The sequence below is a fragment of the bacterium genome, assembly GCA_030247525.1.
Taxonomy (GTDB): domain Bacteria; phylum Electryoneota; class JAOADG01; order JAOADG01; family JAOADG01; genus JAOTSC01.
In genome coordinates this window covers 1-19842 of the sequence record JAOTSC010000025.1, presented here as the reverse complement: position 1 = coordinate 19842, position 19842 = coordinate 1, and the positions used below count along the sequence as shown (strand labels likewise).

At 48.1% G+C, this 19842-nt stretch carries 18 protein-coding genes and 1 tRNA gene; 14 read left to right on the top strand and 5 right to left on the bottom strand.

Annotation, left to right across the window (positions count from 1 at the left end; all coding sequences use genetic code 11):
• Nucleotides 1–35 precede the first annotated feature (35 nt).
• From OEM52_04020 to OEM52_04000, 5 genes are all read left to right on the top strand, one after another.
• Nucleotides 36–224: a DUF2934 domain-containing protein gene (locus OEM52_04020; protein ID MDK9699302.1), complete on the top strand. Its 189-nt coding sequence runs from the start codon at nucleotides 36–38 to the stop codon at nucleotides 222–224.
• Between the two features lie 57 nt (nucleotides 225–281).
• On the top strand, nucleotides 282–455 hold the full coding sequence (locus OEM52_04015; GenBank protein MDK9699301.1) for a hypothetical protein: 174 nt from the start codon (nucleotides 282–284) through the stop codon (nucleotides 453–455).
• A gap of 64 nt (nucleotides 456–519) precedes the next feature.
• Nucleotides 520–798 carry a YHS domain-containing protein gene (locus tag OEM52_04010; protein ID MDK9699300.1) on the top strand — a complete coding sequence of 93 codons (279 nt, stop codon included), beginning with the start codon at nucleotides 520–522 and terminating at the stop codon, nucleotides 796–798.
• 280 nt (nucleotides 799–1078) lie between these two features.
• Nucleotides 1079–1702, top strand: a complete 624-nt coding sequence (locus OEM52_04005; GenBank protein ID MDK9699299.1) for a hypothetical protein — start codon at nucleotides 1079–1081, stop codon at nucleotides 1700–1702.
• Between the two features lie 73 nt (nucleotides 1703–1775).
• The gene (locus OEM52_04000) at nucleotides 1776–2597 is read left to right on the top strand and encodes a DUF4382 domain-containing protein (protein ID MDK9699298.1); all 822 of its coding nucleotides are present in this window, start codon (nucleotides 1776–1778) and stop codon (nucleotides 2595–2597) included.
• A gap of 340 nt (nucleotides 2598–2937) precedes the next feature.
• Here the strand turns inward: OEM52_04000 and OEM52_03995 are convergent.
• From OEM52_03995 to OEM52_03975, 5 genes are all read right to left on the bottom strand, one after another.
• Nucleotides 2938–3011, bottom strand: a tRNA-Arg gene (locus tag OEM52_03995).
• 113 nt (nucleotides 3012–3124) lie between these two features.
• Entirely contained in the window at nucleotides 3125–4891 is a 1767-nt protein-coding gene (locus OEM52_03990) for a FapA family protein (GenBank protein MDK9699297.1), read from the bottom strand.
• Nucleotides 4892–4969: 78 nt separating this feature from the next.
• Nucleotides 4970–5977, bottom strand: coding sequence for a CAP domain-containing protein (locus OEM52_03985; GenBank protein MDK9699296.1), 1008 nt, complete (start codon nucleotides 5975–5977; stop codon nucleotides 4970–4972).
• On the bottom strand, nucleotides 5970–6905 hold the full coding sequence (locus OEM52_03980) for a hypothetical protein (protein MDK9699295.1): 936 nt from the start codon (nucleotides 6903–6905) through the stop codon (nucleotides 5970–5972). Before OEM52_03980 ends, OEM52_03985 begins: the two co-directional genes overlap by 8 nt.
• Entirely contained in the window at nucleotides 6906–9209 is a 2304-nt protein-coding gene (locus OEM52_03975) for a hypothetical protein (GenBank protein MDK9699294.1), read from the bottom strand. It lies immediately after the preceding gene.
• Between the two features lie 31 nt (nucleotides 9210–9240).
• On the opposite strand from OEM52_03975, the gene OEM52_03970 reads away from it, so the two are divergent.
• The 9 genes from OEM52_03970 (at nucleotide 9241) to OEM52_03930 (ending at nucleotide 19647) form a co-directional block, all read left to right on the top strand.
• On the top strand, nucleotides 9241–10146 hold the full coding sequence (locus tag OEM52_03970) for a HAMP domain-containing histidine kinase (GenBank protein ID MDK9699293.1): 906 nt from the start codon (nucleotides 9241–9243) through the stop codon (nucleotides 10144–10146).
• Entirely contained in the window at nucleotides 10143–10871 is a 729-nt protein-coding gene (locus OEM52_03965) for a response regulator (protein MDK9699292.1), read from the top strand. Before OEM52_03970 ends, OEM52_03965 begins: the two co-directional genes overlap by 4 nt.
• 116 nt (nucleotides 10872–10987) lie before the next feature.
• Nucleotides 10988–12874, top strand: a complete 1887-nt coding sequence (locus OEM52_03960; protein MDK9699291.1) for a M1 family aminopeptidase — start codon at nucleotides 10988–10990, stop codon at nucleotides 12872–12874.
• Between the two features lie 56 nt (nucleotides 12875–12930).
• Entirely contained in the window at nucleotides 12931–14601 is a 1671-nt protein-coding gene (locus OEM52_03955; protein MDK9699290.1) for a carboxypeptidase regulatory-like domain-containing protein, read from the top strand.
• A 34-nt stretch (nucleotides 14602–14635) separates the two neighbouring features.
• A complete protein-coding gene (locus tag OEM52_03950; protein ID MDK9699289.1) occupies nucleotides 14636–16588 on the top strand; it encodes a S8 family peptidase in 1953 nt (650 codons plus the stop codon).
• Between the two features lie 199 nt (nucleotides 16589–16787).
• Entirely contained in the window at nucleotides 16788–17333 is a 546-nt protein-coding gene (locus OEM52_03945) for an SRPBCC family protein (protein MDK9699288.1), read from the top strand.
• Nucleotides 17334–17347: 14 nt separating this feature from the next.
• Nucleotides 17348–17905, top strand: coding sequence for an RNA 2',3'-cyclic phosphodiesterase (gene thpR / locus OEM52_03940; GenBank protein ID MDK9699287.1), 558 nt, complete (start codon nucleotides 17348–17350; stop codon nucleotides 17903–17905).
• A gap of 190 nt (nucleotides 17906–18095) precedes the next feature.
• Nucleotides 18096–19118, top strand: a complete 1023-nt coding sequence (recA, locus tag OEM52_03935; protein MDK9699286.1) for a recombinase RecA — start codon at nucleotides 18096–18098, stop codon at nucleotides 19116–19118.
• On the top strand, nucleotides 19102–19647 hold the full coding sequence (locus OEM52_03930) for a RecX family transcriptional regulator (GenBank protein ID MDK9699285.1): 546 nt from the start codon (nucleotides 19102–19104) through the stop codon (nucleotides 19645–19647). Before recA ends, OEM52_03930 begins: the two co-directional genes overlap by 17 nt.
• Nucleotides 19648–19842: the final 195 nt, after the last annotated feature.

Below are 19842 nucleotides of genomic sequence, written 5' to 3'. Positions count from 1 at the left end.
CAAATTCGAATCACCATGATGTAAGGAAGGTAGTCATGAATCACTATCGCCATCACGAAAAAGAAGAAACCGTGAGTTCAAAACTATCGCATGAAGAGGTTGCCAAGGAGGCATTTCTCATTTATCACAACGAAGGTTGCCCCGACGGGCGCGATGTGAATAACTGGTTGGATGCGGAAGAAGTTCTCTTAATTCGCGCGATAAGTAAAATCTCCGAGAAGTAATCGGTAACGATGTAAAGTAACCGGTTCGCAGGTAGACGTAGTAGTAAGCAAAAAATCATGGTATCAATCGACCTGTATGACCGATTGTTAAGCCAACGCAGCAAAACGAAAGGAATCGAAATGTTGAACCAAGCCTATGGATTGGTGAACACCGACATGGCGATAGGATCGATAATCGGCATTCTGCTTGTTATCGTTCTTGTCATCGTGATTTACAAGTTAACCCGGTAGTCCACCCGCAACAGCGTTTGTTAAGCTCAATCAAATGCAACGCATCTAAACAAGGAGTAACTCGATGAAAAAGTCAACAAACGTAGTAACTGATCCGATCTGTGGAATGATGTTAGATATCGAAACTGCTTACTCCACGGAACACGGTGGCAAAACAGCATATTTCTGCAGTGATTTGTGCCGGCAGATATATCTCTTAACGCCCGAGAACGAACTGCAGGAAAATCGGGATGAGTGCTGTCACGGCAGCCTCCAACATGAAAAATGTTGTGGTAGGCACCAGCATGCGGTGCGGGAAGAAAAATCGCACAACAACTATCAGCAAATCAGTGGTGAGCTATAAGTATTGGGCGTTTCGTCGCTAACCCACAAGCCGATCCGCAGTGCTTCGCAGTAATGACAATTACCGGTGAGAGAAACGGGAATGGAATGAACACGGCTGACGACGAAATAGATCATGACTAAGCTATCCGATACAATCAGTCGAGTTGCTTTTGTTGGCTGTTACTCACCGCGTCAATGTGGTATTGCAATCCTTACTACTGATTTTTGCGAGGCAGATACCAGCATTGCGTAAGCAACTGGAGTATTCAAACAATGCTTGATTGGTTGGCGAAGCGCGAGTGAAGTCGAAAATCAAAGCAGGAAGTAATAACAAAGCGAAAGGAACTACAATGTTTTCTCGTTCTATCATGATTAAGATTGCAATCGGAGTGTGTCTTATTCTTGTTGCAATGTACACCAGAGCTGCTGCCAGCAGCGATGTTGGACTAAAAGGGTTTGGTCCACGTATTGGATATGTCGACCCGGAAGGTACTTTCGACGGATCGGTTGAGTTAGGAATGGTATTCGATTTCGGTGAGTTCGCTAAGCAACTACGCTGGGACGGTTCCATCAGTTATTGGTCGACTGGTCAAGATTACAAGTATCATAACGGAAATCGTTACGATACGTATAGTTGGAAGTTAAGTGATCTCGCTTTGCGTTCGGGATTAAACTACCATTTCACCCAAGGCGATTGGGTTCCATACTTGGGTGGTGGTTTAGGAATGCATTTCTACACCTGGGATTACAACGAAGCGCCTTTTTACAGTAACTCAAGTGATAGTAAGTTTGGCATCTATCTCGATGGTGGAATCGAGCACAAACTTAGTGCGAATTGGACCGGGCAGATGCAAGTGCAGTTAGATTTTGCCGATCCCGATCAAACGGCTCTGCTCTTTAACTTCATTTATCGTCTCCATTAGTGAGACAAATGGGAACGTATTGCACGTAACATGAGTTTCGTGCGATTACGTTTTTTCCATCTGAAAGAAAGAAATGAAAAATCATGAAACCGTTAACAGTCTAATAGCTTTGTTTGCGATTGTTTTGTTATCAACGGTGGGGTTCATTGGTTGTACGGATGAATCAAATTCTAACAACAGCAATCCGTCGCAAGGCGAGATTAAAATGTACTTGGTGGACTCGCCTTCTGAGTATGACGCCGTCAACATTGTCGTAACCGAGGTGGCGGTACACTTCGAATCGAGCGATTCGGTATCGGGTTGGATAGTAATCAACGACTCGGTGCGTACGGTTAATCTGCTAAGTCTGACGAATGGTACCTACGAGCTGCTCGGAACTCACCGCCTCGATATTGGAAGGTATTCACAAGTTCGGCTAAAGGTTGGGACAGGTAGTAACATTGTTGTCGATGGACAATACTATCCCTTGAACATTCCAAGTGGCACCCAAACCGGATTAAAGCTCAACCATCAGTTTGATATCGCATCCGACGCGCTATATGAGTTGACACTCGATTTTGACGTATCGCGCTCGATACATCTGACCGGAAATCACCAGTATCAAATGAGACCGGTGATTCGGGTTGCTGCGAATCTTGTTTCCGGAACGATAGGAGGGATTGTTGTTCCATACTTATCGACTACTTTGGTATCGACGACAATAGGATCAGATACCGTTTCAACTTATGTAACTACCATCAGCGGTGCATTTAAATTGATGGCGCTCCCGGCTGGTAACTACTCAGTAATGATCAATTCCGGTAGTGAAGCGTATTACGATTCGACATTAACGGGAATAGCAGTCATAGCGCACCAGAACACGTCGTTAGGTACGATTGTATTGCGCCATCGATAATCCTTTGAAAGCGTTGCAAAGCAATACCGTACCTGGTGCACAATTGCACTTGGCATACTCCAGAACTCTTAAGTAAAGTTACTTAACCGGTCTTTGCGGTTTCTTGTGGTGAATGTTGTGGAATTGGGATTGGTTTGGATGTCCGTATGGGCAGCTAATGCTTGTGCCTTATTGGTACATCCGGTAGATTTCCAACGGCGTGGTTTACCTTCTTCAGAAACAATAACATACCAAACACCGTTGCTACGTCGACTCAGCGAAAACCTGCTTCCAGTCATGCTTACAGCCCTTTGCTGTTAGCATTTTTGTTAGCAGTGATGGGTGGGAAACCCGGAAGGTGCGATCCCGGAGGGATTTGAACCCCCAACCCTCAGATCCGAAGTCTGATGCTCTATCCAATTGAGCTACGGGACCTATTTTGCATTGCAATGATACTAAGAAATCGAACGTCTCACAAGTCGCATCGTCTGCAGCGAACGAAGGCACATTGAAAAAACTAACAAAGAGTTTGATTATGGAAACTGCCGCTATGTGATTTCCAACGTGCCATCCTCGTTCGCTCGGATTTCGGTACGTCCTTTAATTGGACTACTTAACACCCCTTCCGCGTTGTCGATCTGAATGAATGCATCGCCGTTTACATGTTCTTCAATGATAAGCGACGCAGCCCCACGGTCTTTCTGCTCTTCCATCTGCCGTTCTAAACTGATCTTCTCTTGTTTCCGCGCAAGCAGCATCATTCGAGTGGCGGGAATCGATTCCAGCAGCGAGCGCAATCGAAGCAGTTCTTGTTGCGATAACGGGGTGTAGTCGGGTTGTCGGCGCAACTTCGAGAGGTATTTTACAAAGGAGGATTGCACCGATCCAGATGTTAAACCCTCTAAAATATCTTCACCGAATGTCGCTTCGTATCCCCGGATCTTCTCCTCGGTTTGAGCAATGAAGGTTTCATTATCTTTCACTCGTAAGGCGTTGAATCCTTGAATTCCAAGGGAAATTGTGCTAATCATACCGGATTCGTCGGTTTCGATTCGCTTCAATCGGACTGACTGGTTAGCAATCAATGCACTGCCACAATAGGTGTCGGCGACAATCGTATCGGCATGAATTTTACAATTACGTATTGTCCCTTGAATCGTGACGTTTTCCCTAGCCGAGATAACACATTCGCCGACATCTCCCTTAATGACAATTTGCCGATCGGTCATTAATTCTGCGCTTTTTACATCCCCCTTGACAACGATGTTGGATTGTGAGCTAATCCGTACATTATCTTCGACATTTCCATTGATTGTTATCGAATTTGACGAGATTATTTCACTGCCGCTTCTGATTGTTCCGACTATTTCAATTGCATCGTCGGTAGCAAGTGTCAAAACATCCTTTGCGTCGACGACCCGGACTGGAACAACACTAACAGTGATGCTGACGGGTAGCTCTTTTTCGCCATCGAGGCTGACGACATTACGAAATGACCACCGGTACTCAACTGATCCATCACGTTTTGCGATAGCAAGTGTACCATTACCTCGGATTTCGACGCCGTCGCCGGCAAGGAGATCGATTTCCCACCCTGCAACTGGCTTCAACTCCTCGCCCCGGATATTGTAACCGGAAGCCTTGCCCGGTTGTGCAGGGTATCTGCGGCAGAGTATATCGCCTTCAATGACCCGCTGTAAAGTCAGATGAGATTGTAGGAGTGCAGGTTGCGGTTTTGATTCAAATAGAGTTTCAACGATCGCGTCGTTTCCACACTCGGGGATCTTTCCTTCGGCAAGAATATAATTGATTACCGGACTACTCTGATCGATAAGTATCTGATATGCTTCTTCACAACTGTTTGCCGGAACAAGCCTTGGATCAATTCGAGCCGCCCTCACTGCCGCCTTGATGCTCTGGAGGGTGGTTGGTTCGCCTTCTGCATCCAACGGAAGGACGTCGAGTACGGCTTTTATATCGGGATACTCGCGGCCGGCTCGGTCGATGCCCGGTAACAACCTGACTTTTGGATCGCCCGCTCCAATATCCGTCCGCCGAATTAAAAAAGTTGTATAGAGCCAAGCGCCATCTTCTTCCTTCTTCGTGACTTCAGCAAACACAAGCGCTTCCACCGGAACAGTAAACTTCTCGGAAAGATAGGATTTTATTGAACGAAGATGATTGACTGTTAGCTCCATCGATTGAAGATCGGTTTCTTTCAACCGAGCGCGAACACGCCACTGGTCGCTATTGCTGGCGACTAACTGAAGATGCAGTTGTTGAACAGTGTTTTCTTCTTTAGAGCTTCGACTCATGTTACTCTGTAATTGAATAAAGAATGCAATGGGCAATATACATAATTTGTAAGTTGATTTCCGAAGACAGTGCAAGGACTATTCGATTATCTCAATCACGATAGCTCCTGCGCTAACTGTTCCTTCTGATGTTGCCTTTCCACCGATACGATATGGAATCGTCGATATTTGATTTTTGACATGAAGCACCCCGTAGATTAGACCCGGTTGTATCCCATGTAATGGAATCCGAAGAGAAAAGGTTTCTCCGAGTGGTTTATAATTCTGAAAATCCCACGGCCAACGTTGGATGACTGCATCGGAAGAACCATCGAAGTATGGTTTGTCGGTGAAGGTGTCTGCACGGGATGGTGTTTTCAATGGAGGAGTCCAATACCCAAAGAATGCATAGGGTCCATACTCTAAATCAATCATTCGTCCAATAATCTCAAGGGTGTCGCGACTCGTTAAGCAAACCGGAGGACGAGCCAACTCGACGTATTTGTGGACAAACAACTCACCATAACGAAAACTCTGATCGTCATTTGCTTGGGCAAATCCGATTCCAACATGAGTAGCGTTCGGATCGAGTAGCGCTTTGCGATGACCATCATTGGGTGGTATCTCCGCTAAAAATGCGTCGACTCCTTCGCGCATTTTACTGGCAAATTCCTCGTTACTGCGTTGATACACCCCGGTGGTAAACACTGCAAACAAATTCTCTTGTACATGATCGGTGCGTCCACTTTTCGCGAACCGGTGAAACGCATACTCGCCATTTCGATTTTGATGGGCAAAGGAGCGGGCTTGCGTCATTTCGGCGATATGGCTTTGCATTACACGACCGGCGACAACATCGTATTGCAGCGGTTTAACGCCATGTTTTTTTCGTTGAACGTTGATGTAGTCGAGTTGAGCGAGTTTCAGTCGCAAGGTTACGTCAGAATCGAGAAATTCCCGCAGCACCGGTTGTGAATTGTTCTCGCGGATAGCCGCCGCCAAACCTTCCGGTTCACGGCTCCAGCGATTACTCTTGCCGTCGCTGCGATCACTCGGATACAGCAAACCGAGCAAGAATAAACATCCGATAGTGATCGATCTACTCATGCGTGTCTTTGACATAATACGGCAGTCCAAACAATACTCCGCGATCTTGGGGAAAAAACCGATTCCATCCAAATACTTCCATCAGAAGAAACAGCAGCGCTGATCCCGCCGGTAGCACTTTCGTTCGATCCGGTGGCATCCCGGGAATCGCAAACCGTTGCAACTCGTTTGTTGACAGCAACAATTCCATCTGTTTCTTTAGCTGATGCACAGTAAGAAATTTTGCAATTATTTGTTCGGGATCGTAACGATCGAGCGATAACTGGATCGAACCTAACGCGGTGGCGGTTCCTCCCGTTACCATGATTGTCCGGGTTTCGGGAAGTTGCACCCGCAACCGTTTGAAAATCGGCGAGGCATACTCGGTTATTCGACGAAAAGCCAACTCACCGGGTGGGTCGGTTGTTACGCATCGTTTCGTAAGGATCGACGCTCCAATCGGCAACGATCTGGTAACAATTTCTTTCGCATCGTTTTGCCAGATTATTTCGGTGGAGCCGCCGCCCAAGTCAAGCAGGATTTTAACAGTACTCCTCTGTTCCCGGCTATGCGCACCGAGCCAGGCGGCCCGAGCTTCCTGTTGGGGAGAAAACAGTCTAGTACTTAAGTTGGTTGAGTTGTGCAAACGGACAAGAAATTCTTTACCATTCGGTGCATTACGAAGTGCTGCTGTACCCGCGGCAAGGGTAAACTCGATGTTGTATTGTGATTTCTGTTCCTGCAGTTTAGTTTGAATCCGGGCAATTTCTTCTCTTATGATTTCTTCGGGGATTTCACCGGATTCCAGCGCCGACAATCCAAACGAATTTGTCCAGTAACCCCGTTCCAAGGGATACACGATATGATTAAACAAATCGGCGACCAACCACAATGTGGTCTGGGTACCGATGTCGAGATAAAAACCTGTTCCACAATTTTTATTCAACATTTACCGCTCGGTTTTTCCGATCCAGCTAACAATGGCGCTGATGATTAAAACGATGGCAATTCCCCATGCAAGATATAATGGAATCACGAGGTAAGCGATTCCGAAAATTAGTATCGAACTCCGATGTCGGAGGAGCGTTGAAAGGAGCCAACCGATGCTTGTTGCGAGACCGATGGTAGCAAGCGATGCTCCAGCAACCGACAATATTCCTCCAGCAAACAGGACACCACTCAGCGATGTAGCGAAATCAATCCAGTGGACGCGATGGAAGACCATTACCGTAATTGTTACACCACAAAGAAGCAACCCAAGCCAGAACACCTCCTCCAACTCCGCTGATTGGTAAATCAACGGTCCAACAATCGTCATACTTGCTGGCAAGCGCTCACGTAATTGATCGATCGTTCTTTCACTCGATACATATACTACGGCGATGGAACTGGCATCTCTACGGTGGAACGCATCATACCAGTTCCCCCCATACAACAATGGATTGCGGGAATTAGCCTCCAAGGCAACTTGTCGAAGCGCCACACCGGCATCATTCAATTCGTCATACTCCCGGGTAAACCAGTTTCCCGCAATTCCGTGCAGCCGTTCGGTTACTTTATATACGACACCTTGTGACGATTGGTCGTATCGCCAACGGTTCGCCAGTAATGTATCTTCACGGCTCGCGATATAGCGCTCCATTTTATCGGTGACGGTTAACCATGACGAAAGGATGCGGTCACGCAACACTGAACCATCTTCAGTCGTTTGCGAAAAGGTGTTTTTGAATGTGCCGAGCGATGCGGCGTTTCGTAGCCACTCCCGTTCGCCAGGTGTTCGTTGAGGTAGTTTCCAAATCGCTGGGGTGTAAAAATCGACGACACCCGGTTCCGTTTGCAAGATGGCTATTAGTTCAGCTTCTTGACTTTCGCGCACGGGGCCGATCCAATACGGTTCCTGAGGTATGAATTGGAGTGAATCGACTGCTGCAGGGAACACTGGTTTGAATAAATCGTAGCATCGAGGTGGCGGCATGATAACCATCGCTACAATTCCCAACGCACCAAGTAAGAGTATCGCCGAACGATAGTGGAATTTCACCAATACAGTTTGTCGTGGGGTTGCTAACGCATCCTCCGCAATGCACCATTGCGCTGATACGAAAACTGCGATTGTTGTACCTACTACCGCCAGGACGACTCGTCCGATCACGCCACCGATTACATAACCGCCTGCTCCCAAAAGCGCTAGCGCTAACAAACTCGGAAGAAATCGGTTTCCAAAGAATCTACTGTATAACTGGTCGATACCTTCCCGAGTCGTTTCGGAACGAATTCGAATCGCCATCGATAGCCCGACGAGAAACGGAACTGGGGCACAGAGCCATAGAATAGGATCAAATGGTGTGAGCAACCACTCCCAAATTGCGAGCGACCAGACACCGGTTCCAACAACTCCGGCGACATACACCAGGATCCCGTACGTGTCGCGTTTTCTTTCGTACAGAAGAATCAACGCAAGTGCAATTAAAAAAAATATTGGCGAAAATCGCAGAATTCGCTTCAATTGCAACGCCTTCGGCTGGGTTCCGATAACGCTGCCATACGGTGGTGAAAAATCCTGAAGCGCGTTAGACCCGCTCGTTCGAGGGGCTAACCGGATCCAAGCTGTCAACTCGGACTGATACCACGCTGCCGGAGTGAACAAACGGCTGTAACGGGGGATGTATTTTCCCGATTCATCGTTTAATGCTTGCAGGAAACTCTCAGAAAACCGTTCAAAACTTCTCAGCCGTTCATATTGAGAGTTGTCAATCTGTTCCGAGAGTGAATCGAGCCATTCTCCGTAAGTCGTTAGTCTGACTTGGGGTGGATCGTCACTGTAAAGCATACGGTAAGGTGGACTGAATTCTCCTTGTCCCAACGATAACTGGAAGCGTTGCGTCGGCGAGGCGGTAGGAGCGCGAAGCGATACCCTCTCTTGGCTTTCCAGAATTCCATCTAACGTATAGGCAAGGCTATCCTGTTTTTCCCATTGCTTTATTGGAAAAATCCAAGTCTCTAAACCCGGCGCTCCGGCTTTGGGAGTCATCCCATCGGTTTCGGAACGTAGGGGGTGCGTAGGTCCAAGCATTGCTCCGGGCATCGTATCGAGATCGATCCGAAACACCCAAACCAGTGCAATTAATGTCGTAGCAACCGACGCCCAGCGGATAACCTGTGGCCATTCACGGGGAGGAATTAAGTTCGATTCCGGTTTCTTTGGCATAACATAAGGTCGTAAGATTTTCAAATGGGTTGCAACCTTTTGCACTGGAGGTTCCAACATCCTACTTTTCGGTGTTATGTCAACATTCACAAGCATTGTATTGATTATCGGGATACTTGCGCTATTGGCGTTATGTGTCGTTGCGTTCAAGTCGCGCAAACGGTGCGAGTTGCTTTGCGAAAACAACGACCGTGAACAGTGGGAGCTGCGGCGGCAATTGCAACTGGCGGAAAAGGATGCGGAAACGCAACGGTCGGAAAAAGAACAAAGCAATCTCCTCCAAACGAACTTCCTCGAGCTGTTGTCGCACGAAATGCGGACTCCACTCCATGCCGTCGGGAATTATGCCTCCTTCATTCGAGAAGACTTATCCGGGACCGGTCAAATTGCCGTACTATCTCAAGTAACGAACTTAGAGCGCCATATCGGAAAACTATCCCGATTGATCGAACAGATCGAAATATTAGCGAAACTAAATCACAACAACTCAGAGTTCGCACCGGTTTCTTTTAGTCTGTTGGTAGCTGGTAAGGCATATTTGTTTAAGGGTATCTCACAAGAGAATAACATCCAATTCGATTGGAATCCGGGAACCGAAGAATTGTGGATTCGCGGCGTTGAGTCTTCGTTGCGGGTTTTGCTGGATAATGTTTTAGAGAATGCGCTAACAGCCTGTTCGCAAGGCGGAACAATCACCGCTACGCTGATGGCACAGCCTGCCTCGGTTCTTTTGGAAATAAAAGATTCCGGCGTCGGTTTGGCAATGGAAGATTTGGAGAAACTGTTTGCGCCATTTTCCAAGACTCAATCATCGATGAATGACCATCGTGACGGATCAGGACTGGGATTGTATCTATGTCGTCAAGTTGTGTTTCGGCATGGCGGCAAAATAAACTTGACCAGCGCTGGGCTGGGTAAAGGGACAACCGTGACAATTGAGTTACCGCGCTACTGGATGAATCCGCCGGGAGGAAGTATATGAACCCGAAAATTTTAGTCGTCGACGATAGCCCGGTGAACCGGGAAATATGTCGGCGAAGTTTGGCGAATGCGTTTACAATCATCGAAGCGGAGAGTGGGGAAGATTGTCTGCAAAAGGTGAAAGAACAGAAACCGAATCTCATTCTACTTGATATCATGATGGGTGGAATCGATGGCTTTACCGTTCTCGAAAACCTGAACTCCGATCCGACTACATCGGGAATTCCGGTGTTGTTACTTACCGCAAAAGGCGATATCAAAGACAAACAGCGTGGCTTTGAATTAGGAGCAATGGATTACATTACCAAACCGTTCGACCGCTTGGAGCTGTTAGCGCGGGTGGAAGCACGCTTGCGGGCGAAATTGGAAGAGGAGCGCAGAGTTGAGACTGCTGCCTTGGAAGCGCGCAGCAAAGCCGTATCGCAATTGCTGATAACGCTCTCGCATTACATTAATAATGCATTGGCAGTACTATTAGGTAACATCCAAATTATTAATCCGGAAGACCCGGAAGCAGTGAAGCGGTTTCTTACCCAAGCGAAAAACCAATCCGAGCGGATTCGCGCTGTGATTGCTGTATTGCAGGATGCTGCTCAGAAGATGAATTTGCGAACGATGGATGATGTCGGCAGAAAAGATTTCTTATTCGACATTCGCGACGAAATGCAGAAAAAATTAGATGACTTGCAGCAGGTGACCGACAAATCAATGTCGGATTGGAAGTAGCTTTTCGTAGTAAAGAACAATGAAGTATAGCGCAGACTGAAAGGTCTGCGTTTCTACTTTCCTCGAATCCAAACGGTAGACAAGTTGAATAGATATAACAGGTTGCGAAGCGTCTCATGGTACCACCTTACATCGCGATTCCCGAGCTACCACCGTTAAAACCCGCCGTCGAAGCGGTTTCTGGACAGTGGGCGCCCGATTCGTTGAATGTCGATGTACTCTCACTTTCAACGCAGTTTATCATCCCCGCACAACCTGCTTCCCTCAATATCCGAACCATGGTACACGCGCGAATACTCGATACAAATCCTTTGCGATTACATGCCGAAGGATGGACATTGCAGGCGATCCAATCTTCCCAATCAATCGGATCGACTGGTGTTAATGATGGTTATCTAACGGTTCGTTTTACCGTACCACCTCCGATTGGTACGGAAGTGACACTCACAATTGACTATACCGTTCCAAATGTTACTGAGAACTGGCGAGTAGGGTACCATCATCTGGACGAAATCGCATACACTTTTAACGAACCTTACGGCGCCCGACTTTGGCTGCCTGTGAATGATGAGCCGTTTGACCGTTACCAATGGCAAATCAAAGCGAGTAGTGCTAACGGCTGGACTATCATAACCAACCAAGGCACTCCCGTTTTACCAGACTCATTTACCGGACCATCGATTACGCTACCTTCCTATTTAACGCATTTTGCCGCTGCACCATTCAACACTTGGCATGAGTCGGTGGTTACCGAACCGGGAACTAGTGTTCCCCTGACCTACTATGCTCGCCCCGCCGTTGAGTCGCTTGCCCGGTTCGATTGGCGGAATACCGGAGCAATGCTGCGCACATTTAGCGAGTATTTCGGCGATTATCCGTTTCCCCGTGAGGGGTACGGTATGGTCGAAGCGCCGATTATGGGCGGGCAGGGCGCGATGGAACATCTCGCAATGTCTACCATGGGTTCCGGTCTATTAACCGGCGATGACCGGTACGAGAATGTGGTCGCACATGAGCTTGCCCACCAATGGTTTGGCAATGCCGTTACGTTAGCCAATTTCGATGAAATCTGGCTGAATGAGGGCTTTGCGGTTTTTGGTGAAGGCATTTGGCTTGAGTTTGGTCGCGGTGACAGCGCACTGGCGGCGGCCCACCGCCGGGAAGAAGCACTAAGCTATTTCCAGGAAGCAAAGCAATCGATGTTTCCATTAACCGAACCGCCAGCCGATAACCTTTTTTCTATTGCAGTGTATCATAAGGGTGGATGGGTATTGCAAATGTTGCGGAAGCGATTGGGCAACCCGCTCTTCTTTCAACGGTTGCGAACTTATTTTTCACAGCATTTTGTAGCGCCAAGCATATTTGTACCCGCCACCACAACCCGGTTTATCGATGTAATGACAGCGAATCACACCGATGTTGCTTCCGAGCGTTTTTTGACGGAATGGTTATACACTGCAGGACATCCTAAACTGCGGCTCCAAACGATACAAAAAGGAAGTTCTGCGGAAGTTATAATTCGCCAAATTCAAACCGGAAGCGTCTTTCAAGAGATACCCCTCAGAGTTGTAAATCGGGAGCCCGGTGCTGTTTCGGATCAGTATGTAACGATGTCAGCACGTGAGTTGCATATTCAGTTAAACAGCCTTGGCAATGCCGATATCGTAATTCCGTGGCAAGACGAGTATCTCTATGAGTTGGAAGTGGAACCCGATGAGCGGATTCGGTTGGTTCCGAAATCGATCCATGTCAGTACCTATCCGAATCCTGCTAACAGTAACGTCGTATTGCGAATCCAGTTCACACTGCCCGGAATTGCCGATGCTCGTGTGAAATTATTCGATGTTGTTGGTCGCGAATTATACTCGGAACCGATGAACCGAGTAACATCGGGAAACAGAGTACTTCAACCCCGATTACCAGTGTTAACTCCGGGAGTCTATTTTTGGTCAGTCGACGCGGCGGGGAAGCAGGATGTAACCCCAATGACGATATTGCCATGAAATGAAAGACAAGATTGATTACTTTACGAGTGTTCAAACTAACGTTAGGAGAAACTATGCGCTGCGCGCTTCGATGGTTCTTACTTTTCCTCCCGATTTCCATGGCATTTGCTACCGGAACGATTATCGGTACCGTAGCCGACTACAATAGCCGTACGCCGATTGCTGGTGCCACAGTACAAGTATTTAACAGTGATTCCCTCCATCGTACGACAACTACCGATGCGACAGGAGCCTATGCTATTACTGTTGTGACCGGTGGTCCGTACACGCTCGTCGCCTCAGAACCATTTCATACCGACTCAATAGCGCAACACGTTTACGTTGATGAAGGGGATGTCGTTCAAGAATATTTCTTGTTACGCGCACCGATTTTCACAATTGAACCAACGTCTCTGCAAATCGAGTTAGCCCCCAGCGATTCAATCAACGAAACGATTACGATTTCGAATCCCGGCACCGATACGCTGTTCTGGCGTGCCCGATATCGGTTAGGACTTGATCGCGATGAGACCGATGAGATTTGGGATTCGTTACTCGTCATAAACGTACAGCAGGCAACTGGTGACAACCGTATTAACGGAGTTGTGTTCTTGAATGGCGTGTTTTACATCGCTGGTTCTAACTCTGCATCCAATCCAAATAAAATCTACCGATTCGATTCAGTTGGCACTTATCTTGGCAGTTTCAATCAACCAAATGCTACGAACATCATCGGTTACCGGACCTTGGCAACCGATGGCGTAAACATTTATGGTTCCGCGGAAGCGGCAATCGATGTTTTCACGACCACTGGTACGCTTGTACGCCGTTTCAATGGGCCGACCAGTCCGAACCGATTAACGTTCGATCCGGTTGAACGCTGCATCTGGACTGGCGATTCCTACTCACCGATTTATAAAATTGATACGTTAGGAAATGTAATACGTTCTTATCCTAATAGCGGTTCGATCCGGGGAATGTCGGTTCATCCAGAAGACCCCGATGGCTATCGTCTATACGTAACCAATTCGATGTATCCGGTTCAGGGACGTGACTCCAGTTGGTACTATAAAATGGATCCGGTAACGGGAAACACCATGCAGATGCGGGTCATGGAACGCAATACAAATTACGAATTAGCCGGTTCAGCGATTTCCAACCGTTGGTCGCCTTATTACTGGGTAATGCTTCAAGTATGGAGTGGTTCCAGTGTTGAACAAAAAGTAGTGGTCTATGAACAGCAGGTGTCGGTGCCGTGGATGCAAGTAACACCTTTGTTAGGGAATGTTCCCCAAAACGATTCGGCAACGGTGACGGTACGCTTTAACGCGAGTTTGATCGATACCGGCGATTATCGGGCGGCAGTTCTCTTTAGTGGAAATCACGCGGCTGATTTCACTGAAGTACCGGTCGATTTACACGTTGGCGTCAACAACGCTGGCGAAACGAATACAGCCAGTTTGCCGAATAGTTTTTCCCTTGGTAATCCCTATCCGAACCCGTTTAATCCGGAAACGAAAGTCAATGTCACATTACCGGAAGCCGCAACGTTGCAACTTGTGTTGTTCGATGTCAATGGTCGAGAAATCCAGCGTGACCGAATTCAAACCAATGCCGGACAATCGACCATAACCATCAACGGCGCGAGCATTAGCTCGGGAACTTACTTTTTATCGGTAACGGCACTATCTCGTACAGGCGAAACAAAGTGGAATGCGAACAAAAAACTGGTGTTCATCAAGTAGCGTTTTTTGCTACTGTTATCGATGAGGATGCATCGTGAATCGAATAATACTCGTATTATCGTTACTCTTTTCTCTGGCTGCGCTGACCGTTGCCGTTGAACTGCCGGCAACTCTCCTTACAGCCTTGGAAAAAAACGGTGAACCGCTGCCGGTTTGGGTTTTCCTGCCGGAGCGGCTCCCCGCTTCCGTTGCCGAGCAAAACGCATTTCAGGCGTTACCATCGGAAACGCAGTTTCGCCGGCTTCTAAATGGGTCGCGACCCGATGCCGCCGACCTTGCGGTCGATCCTATTTGGATCCAGAAAATAACAGCTACCGGCGCAACGCTAAGAAATGTCTCGCGTTACTTGCATGCGGTGTCGGTAACCGCAACACGGAAACAACTCGAAGCGATTGCCGGAATCGAAGGTGTTCGGAAAATTCAACCGGTTGCAGTCGGTAGAAGTACTGCGAAGTTTTCTCCTGAAAAGATTCGCGTCAATCCCAATACTGACGAAGTCGATACATTGAATTACGGCAACTCCCGCTCGCAAATCACGCAAATTCGCGCTCACGTATTGCATAACCAAGGATACACCGGTCGCGGTGTGTTGGGTGGTATTCTTGATACCGGATTTCGCTGGTATCACGATTCCTTCGACAGCTTAACGGTTCATGCCCAACGCGATTTCATTTTTCACGATAGCGAGACTGCGAATGAGCCAGCAGATACTATCGCGCAGTGGGAACATGGCACTTCCTGTGCATCGACCATTGCCGGTTATACCAGTGGTCGTTTGATCGGTCCCTCTTACAAAATGAATCTCATTTTGGGAAAAACCGAGAATGTGCGCGGTGAGAATCCGATTGAAGAAGACAACTATGTCGCCGGTATCGAATGGTGTGATTCATTAGGCGCACGCGGTGTATCAACCTCGCTGGGTTACATCGATTGGTACCAGTGGGAAGACATGAATGGTGATACCGCACTCTGTACCCAAGTGGTCGACCGGGCGGCAGCGCGTGGCATGTTGGTGATTACTGCAGCTGGTAACGAGAATGGTAACAGTTGGGGACGGATTATCGCCCCAGCCGACGCCGATTCTACATTATCGGTTGCCGCTGTAGATAGTAATGGCGTTGTTGCCGGGTTCAGCAGCCGTGGACCCTCTTATGATGGACGCATGAAGCCGGAAGTGGCGGCGCGTGGAGTTCGCACCTATTGTGCCAATCCTGAAGAAGACAATACCTATTGGCGGTTGAGTGGAACTTCGCTCGCAACGCCATTGGTTGCCGGAGCGACATTTTTGCTGTGGGAGAAACACCCGTACTGGACTGCTATGACAATGCGACGTGCATTAATGGAAACCGCCTCGCAACATGCCCAACCCGACACGATTCTCGGTTGGGGTATCATCAATGTTGCTGCTGCCGATACGTTTACCTTTGGCGGCAATCGACCACCGGTGATTGATAGCGCGAGATTGTTCACCTCTGACTACTCCGCATACGAATTCTATGCTCACGACCCCGATGGCGATGCATTATTTTACGATCTTTGGTATCACTTGGGTGGTGTGGAAACCCATTATGGTTTGTTAAGCGAATCTACAGGGCAGCTGATTGGTGCTATTGTTTTGGACAGTTTTCGATTGGTGGTTACTGATCGTTACTATGCGACAACATTTATTGGTGTTGCAGGTGTAACCGCCGCACCGGAACCGATAGTGCAGTTACCGACAACGCTATCTCTAACTGCTTCGCCGAATCCATTCAATTCATCGACGACCGTTCGGTTTTCGGTTCCGCGAGCTGGCTCAGCATCGCTTACCATTTTCGATGCAATCGGTCGGGAAGTGTACAACAATGTGTATCCGCAATTACTAGCCGGTGTTTACCGCGAAGAGATAACGCAGAACCAGTTGAATGCAAGTGCCAGCGGCATTCTCTTTGTTAGACTGCAGACCGCGAATCAAGCGATTACTAAGAAGTTGATCTATCTCCGATAAACGTAACATTTGCACAAATTATTCGATGGGGCGAAATTTTTTCGCCCCATTTTTGTATAGTTGATACTACTATCGAAACGATATCATATGGTTAGTACATGGCGTTTTATGTTTCGCAATCACAGCGATTTGTTTTCCAATTGCATTGTCTGTTCAAGCATCGCTATCATTTCAAAAAATATTTTGTATCTTGCCGCGTATGAAAACTATTCTCAAGCTTTCCCTTGCAATCCTCGCGCTATCCTTTCTCACCGTTGGATTGATGGCAGTCATTGGAATGACAGTCAAGAAACAGCATATTATTACGCGATACATTCGGGTCAATCAATCTCGGGAAGTAATCTGGGAAACGATAACAAACTTTGCTGCGCAACCGAGTTGGCGCACTGATTTGAAAGCAGTGACTTCCCAAGGTAGTCAAGATGGTAAAACGGTGTGGTTGGAAGAGTATAAAGATGGGATGGCGATTCCCTTGGAAACAACTGTGATAGACTCTCCTCGTTTCATGATTCGTACCATTACTGATCCGAATCTTCCGTTTGCAGGTAATTGGGAATACAAAGTATCGCCTTACGCAAATGGCGGGTGTATCGTGCGTATCACCGAGTATGGCGAAGTGAAAAATCCAGTGTTTCGGTTTTTAGGACATTACATTTTTAATCAAGCCGAAACAATTGAGACGTGTTTGAAAAACTTGTCCGCTAAGTTCGGTGTACAAAATCCAAAAATGGGTACTGGTGAATAGAGTAAGAGGGGACATTGCGACTTTTTTTAGCGATCCCGTTGCCGGATGCAACCCAAAAAGTAATTGGAAATCTGTTATCAGCACTCCGGGAGTTACCCGGAGCACGTGGTTCTTTTCCAAAACCAACTAATCTCCATCTTACAGTCTATTTTCTTGGTGACCATCCTGAATCTGCTCTTCCCATCATCAAGAGCACGATAACCAATGCTTTATTGAACCAATCGGTGTTACCAGATTTATTGATGGAACAGATTGGGGCTTTTCCAAACCTTCGCAATCCCCGTGCGCTTTTTTTAGGCGGTATTGCCGATCCCGCTCTTCTGGAATTTGTAACGACCGTCCGGAACGCTTGCTCAGTGGCAGCGATTCACGGTGACGCCAAAACTTTTTTACCCCATATCACCCTGATGCGGATCAAAGAGATTTCTGACATGAAGATGTGGCAGGAGCGAGTGATGCGAATCCGGTTCGTCCCGCAATCGATTCCTATTCGTGAGCTCGTGCTGTACAAGAGTGATTTAGGGGAACACGGGCCTACCTACACCCCTATACTCAATTGGCGAATCGGTTAGTAAGCGTTCACGTAATTCTTTGTAAACCCTTGTGAAATTGTTGTTTCAGAAAAATCTCATTCGCAAAGCGAATAAGATGAGTATTTGCGTGTAAAAACGCTTATCTTCTTTAGCTGAACTCGAATGGATGAGAACAATCATGGCGGAAAAAAACACAGAAAAAGCGCGCGCTGCTGAAGAAGCAGCAGCGATAGCTGCCGACAAAGAAAAGCAGAAGTCGCTTTCTTTAGCAATCGGACAAATCGAAAAGCAGTTTGGAAAAGGAACATTGATGCGGCTCGGCGACAATTCCGCGGCAGCCCAAATCGATGTTATCCCAACTGGTGTACTCTCGCTGGACGCAGCATTAGGCGTCGGCGGTGTTCCGCGTGGTCGAATCACCGAGATATACGGGCCGGAGAGTTCAGGTAAAACAACATTAATGCTATCAGTAATCGCTCAAGCGCAAAAGCAAGGCGGTACGGCAGCATTTATCGACGCAGAACATGCGCTCGATCCATCCTATGCCAAGAAAATTGGTGTTGATATCGATAACCTCTTGGTTTCGCAGCCGGACAGCGGTGAGCAGGCGCTCGATATTGTTGAAACGCTGGTCCGCTCGAATGCGTTGGACGTGATTGTGGTCGACTCGGTCGCTGCTCTCGTCCCCAAAGCGGAGATAGAAGGTGAAATGGGCGATGCTCATGTCGGTTTGCAGGCGCGGCTGATGTCGCAAGCCTTACGAAAACTGACCGCCGTTGTCTCCAAATCGAACACTGCCCTCATTTTCATCAATCAAATCCGGATGAAGATCGGCGTCATGTTCGGAAATCCCGAAACCACTACCGGTGGACAGGCCCTCAAGTTCTACTCATCGGTTCGGATGGATATTCGGAAGATCGGCGCCATTAAAGATGGCGATGAACACACGGGCAATCGAACCCGGGTGAAAGTAGTAAAGAATAAGATAGCGCCGCCATTTAAGGAATCGGAATTCGATATTATCTACGGTGTAGGAATATCGCGGACTGGGGAATTGATAGATTTGGCAGCGGAAATGAACATTATTGCGCGCTCAGGAACATGGTTTTCTTATGGCGATGAGCGATTGGGACAAGGGCGAGATCGCGCCCGATTGTCCCTCGAAGAACGGCCCGAGTTATTGGCGAAGGTAGAACGCGAAGTTCGCCAGCATCTCGGATTGCCGGACATCGCCCATGTCGCTGCGCGGTAATCAGCGTCAAACGACGCCGCTCACGGAAGATGCGGCGTACAATAAGTTGCTCAAGGCGCTCGCTCGCCGCTGGCTTACGGTTCACGAAGCAGCGGTGAAAGTAAGAGCATGGGGAATGGCGGAGAACGCGGTACAGACGATTCTTCAACGGGCCAAGCAGAGTGGTTATCTCAACGACCACCGCTTCGCCGCAGAATACGCTGCCGGCAAATTTCGCCGCGGGTACGGCTGGCTTAGAATTCAGCAGGAACTCGCCGCCCATGGGATAGCACGCGAGCTAATCACGGAAACTGGCAATGCATGTCGCAATGACGACACTGCCCCCGAACAAGCCGAAACTTTACAGCACACTGCCGAAAAGGAATGGCGCAAGCTGACCGGTGTCGAACCGGAGGCGCGCCGCCGGCGCTGGCTTGGAAGAATGCAACGACGCGGATACCCCGCCGCCGCACTAACCGGACTTCTGCGCGCATTAGAGCGACAGGAGCCAATGAATGTCCGAAGAATACAAAAAGGAGACGGAGAATAATCCGTCAGAAGTAGAAAGTAATAAGGGGGTGGTAGCCAAAGCGGAAGAAACTTCCGCCCCGCAGGATTCACTCGTATCGACACCGGAAGAATCGTCTTCCAGCGAAGTAGTAGAGTCCGATCCGAAACCGGAGACGGATCGTTCTCCATTTCCCTCCCTGTCTCTTATACACATCTGACTGCCGACGAGATTTCC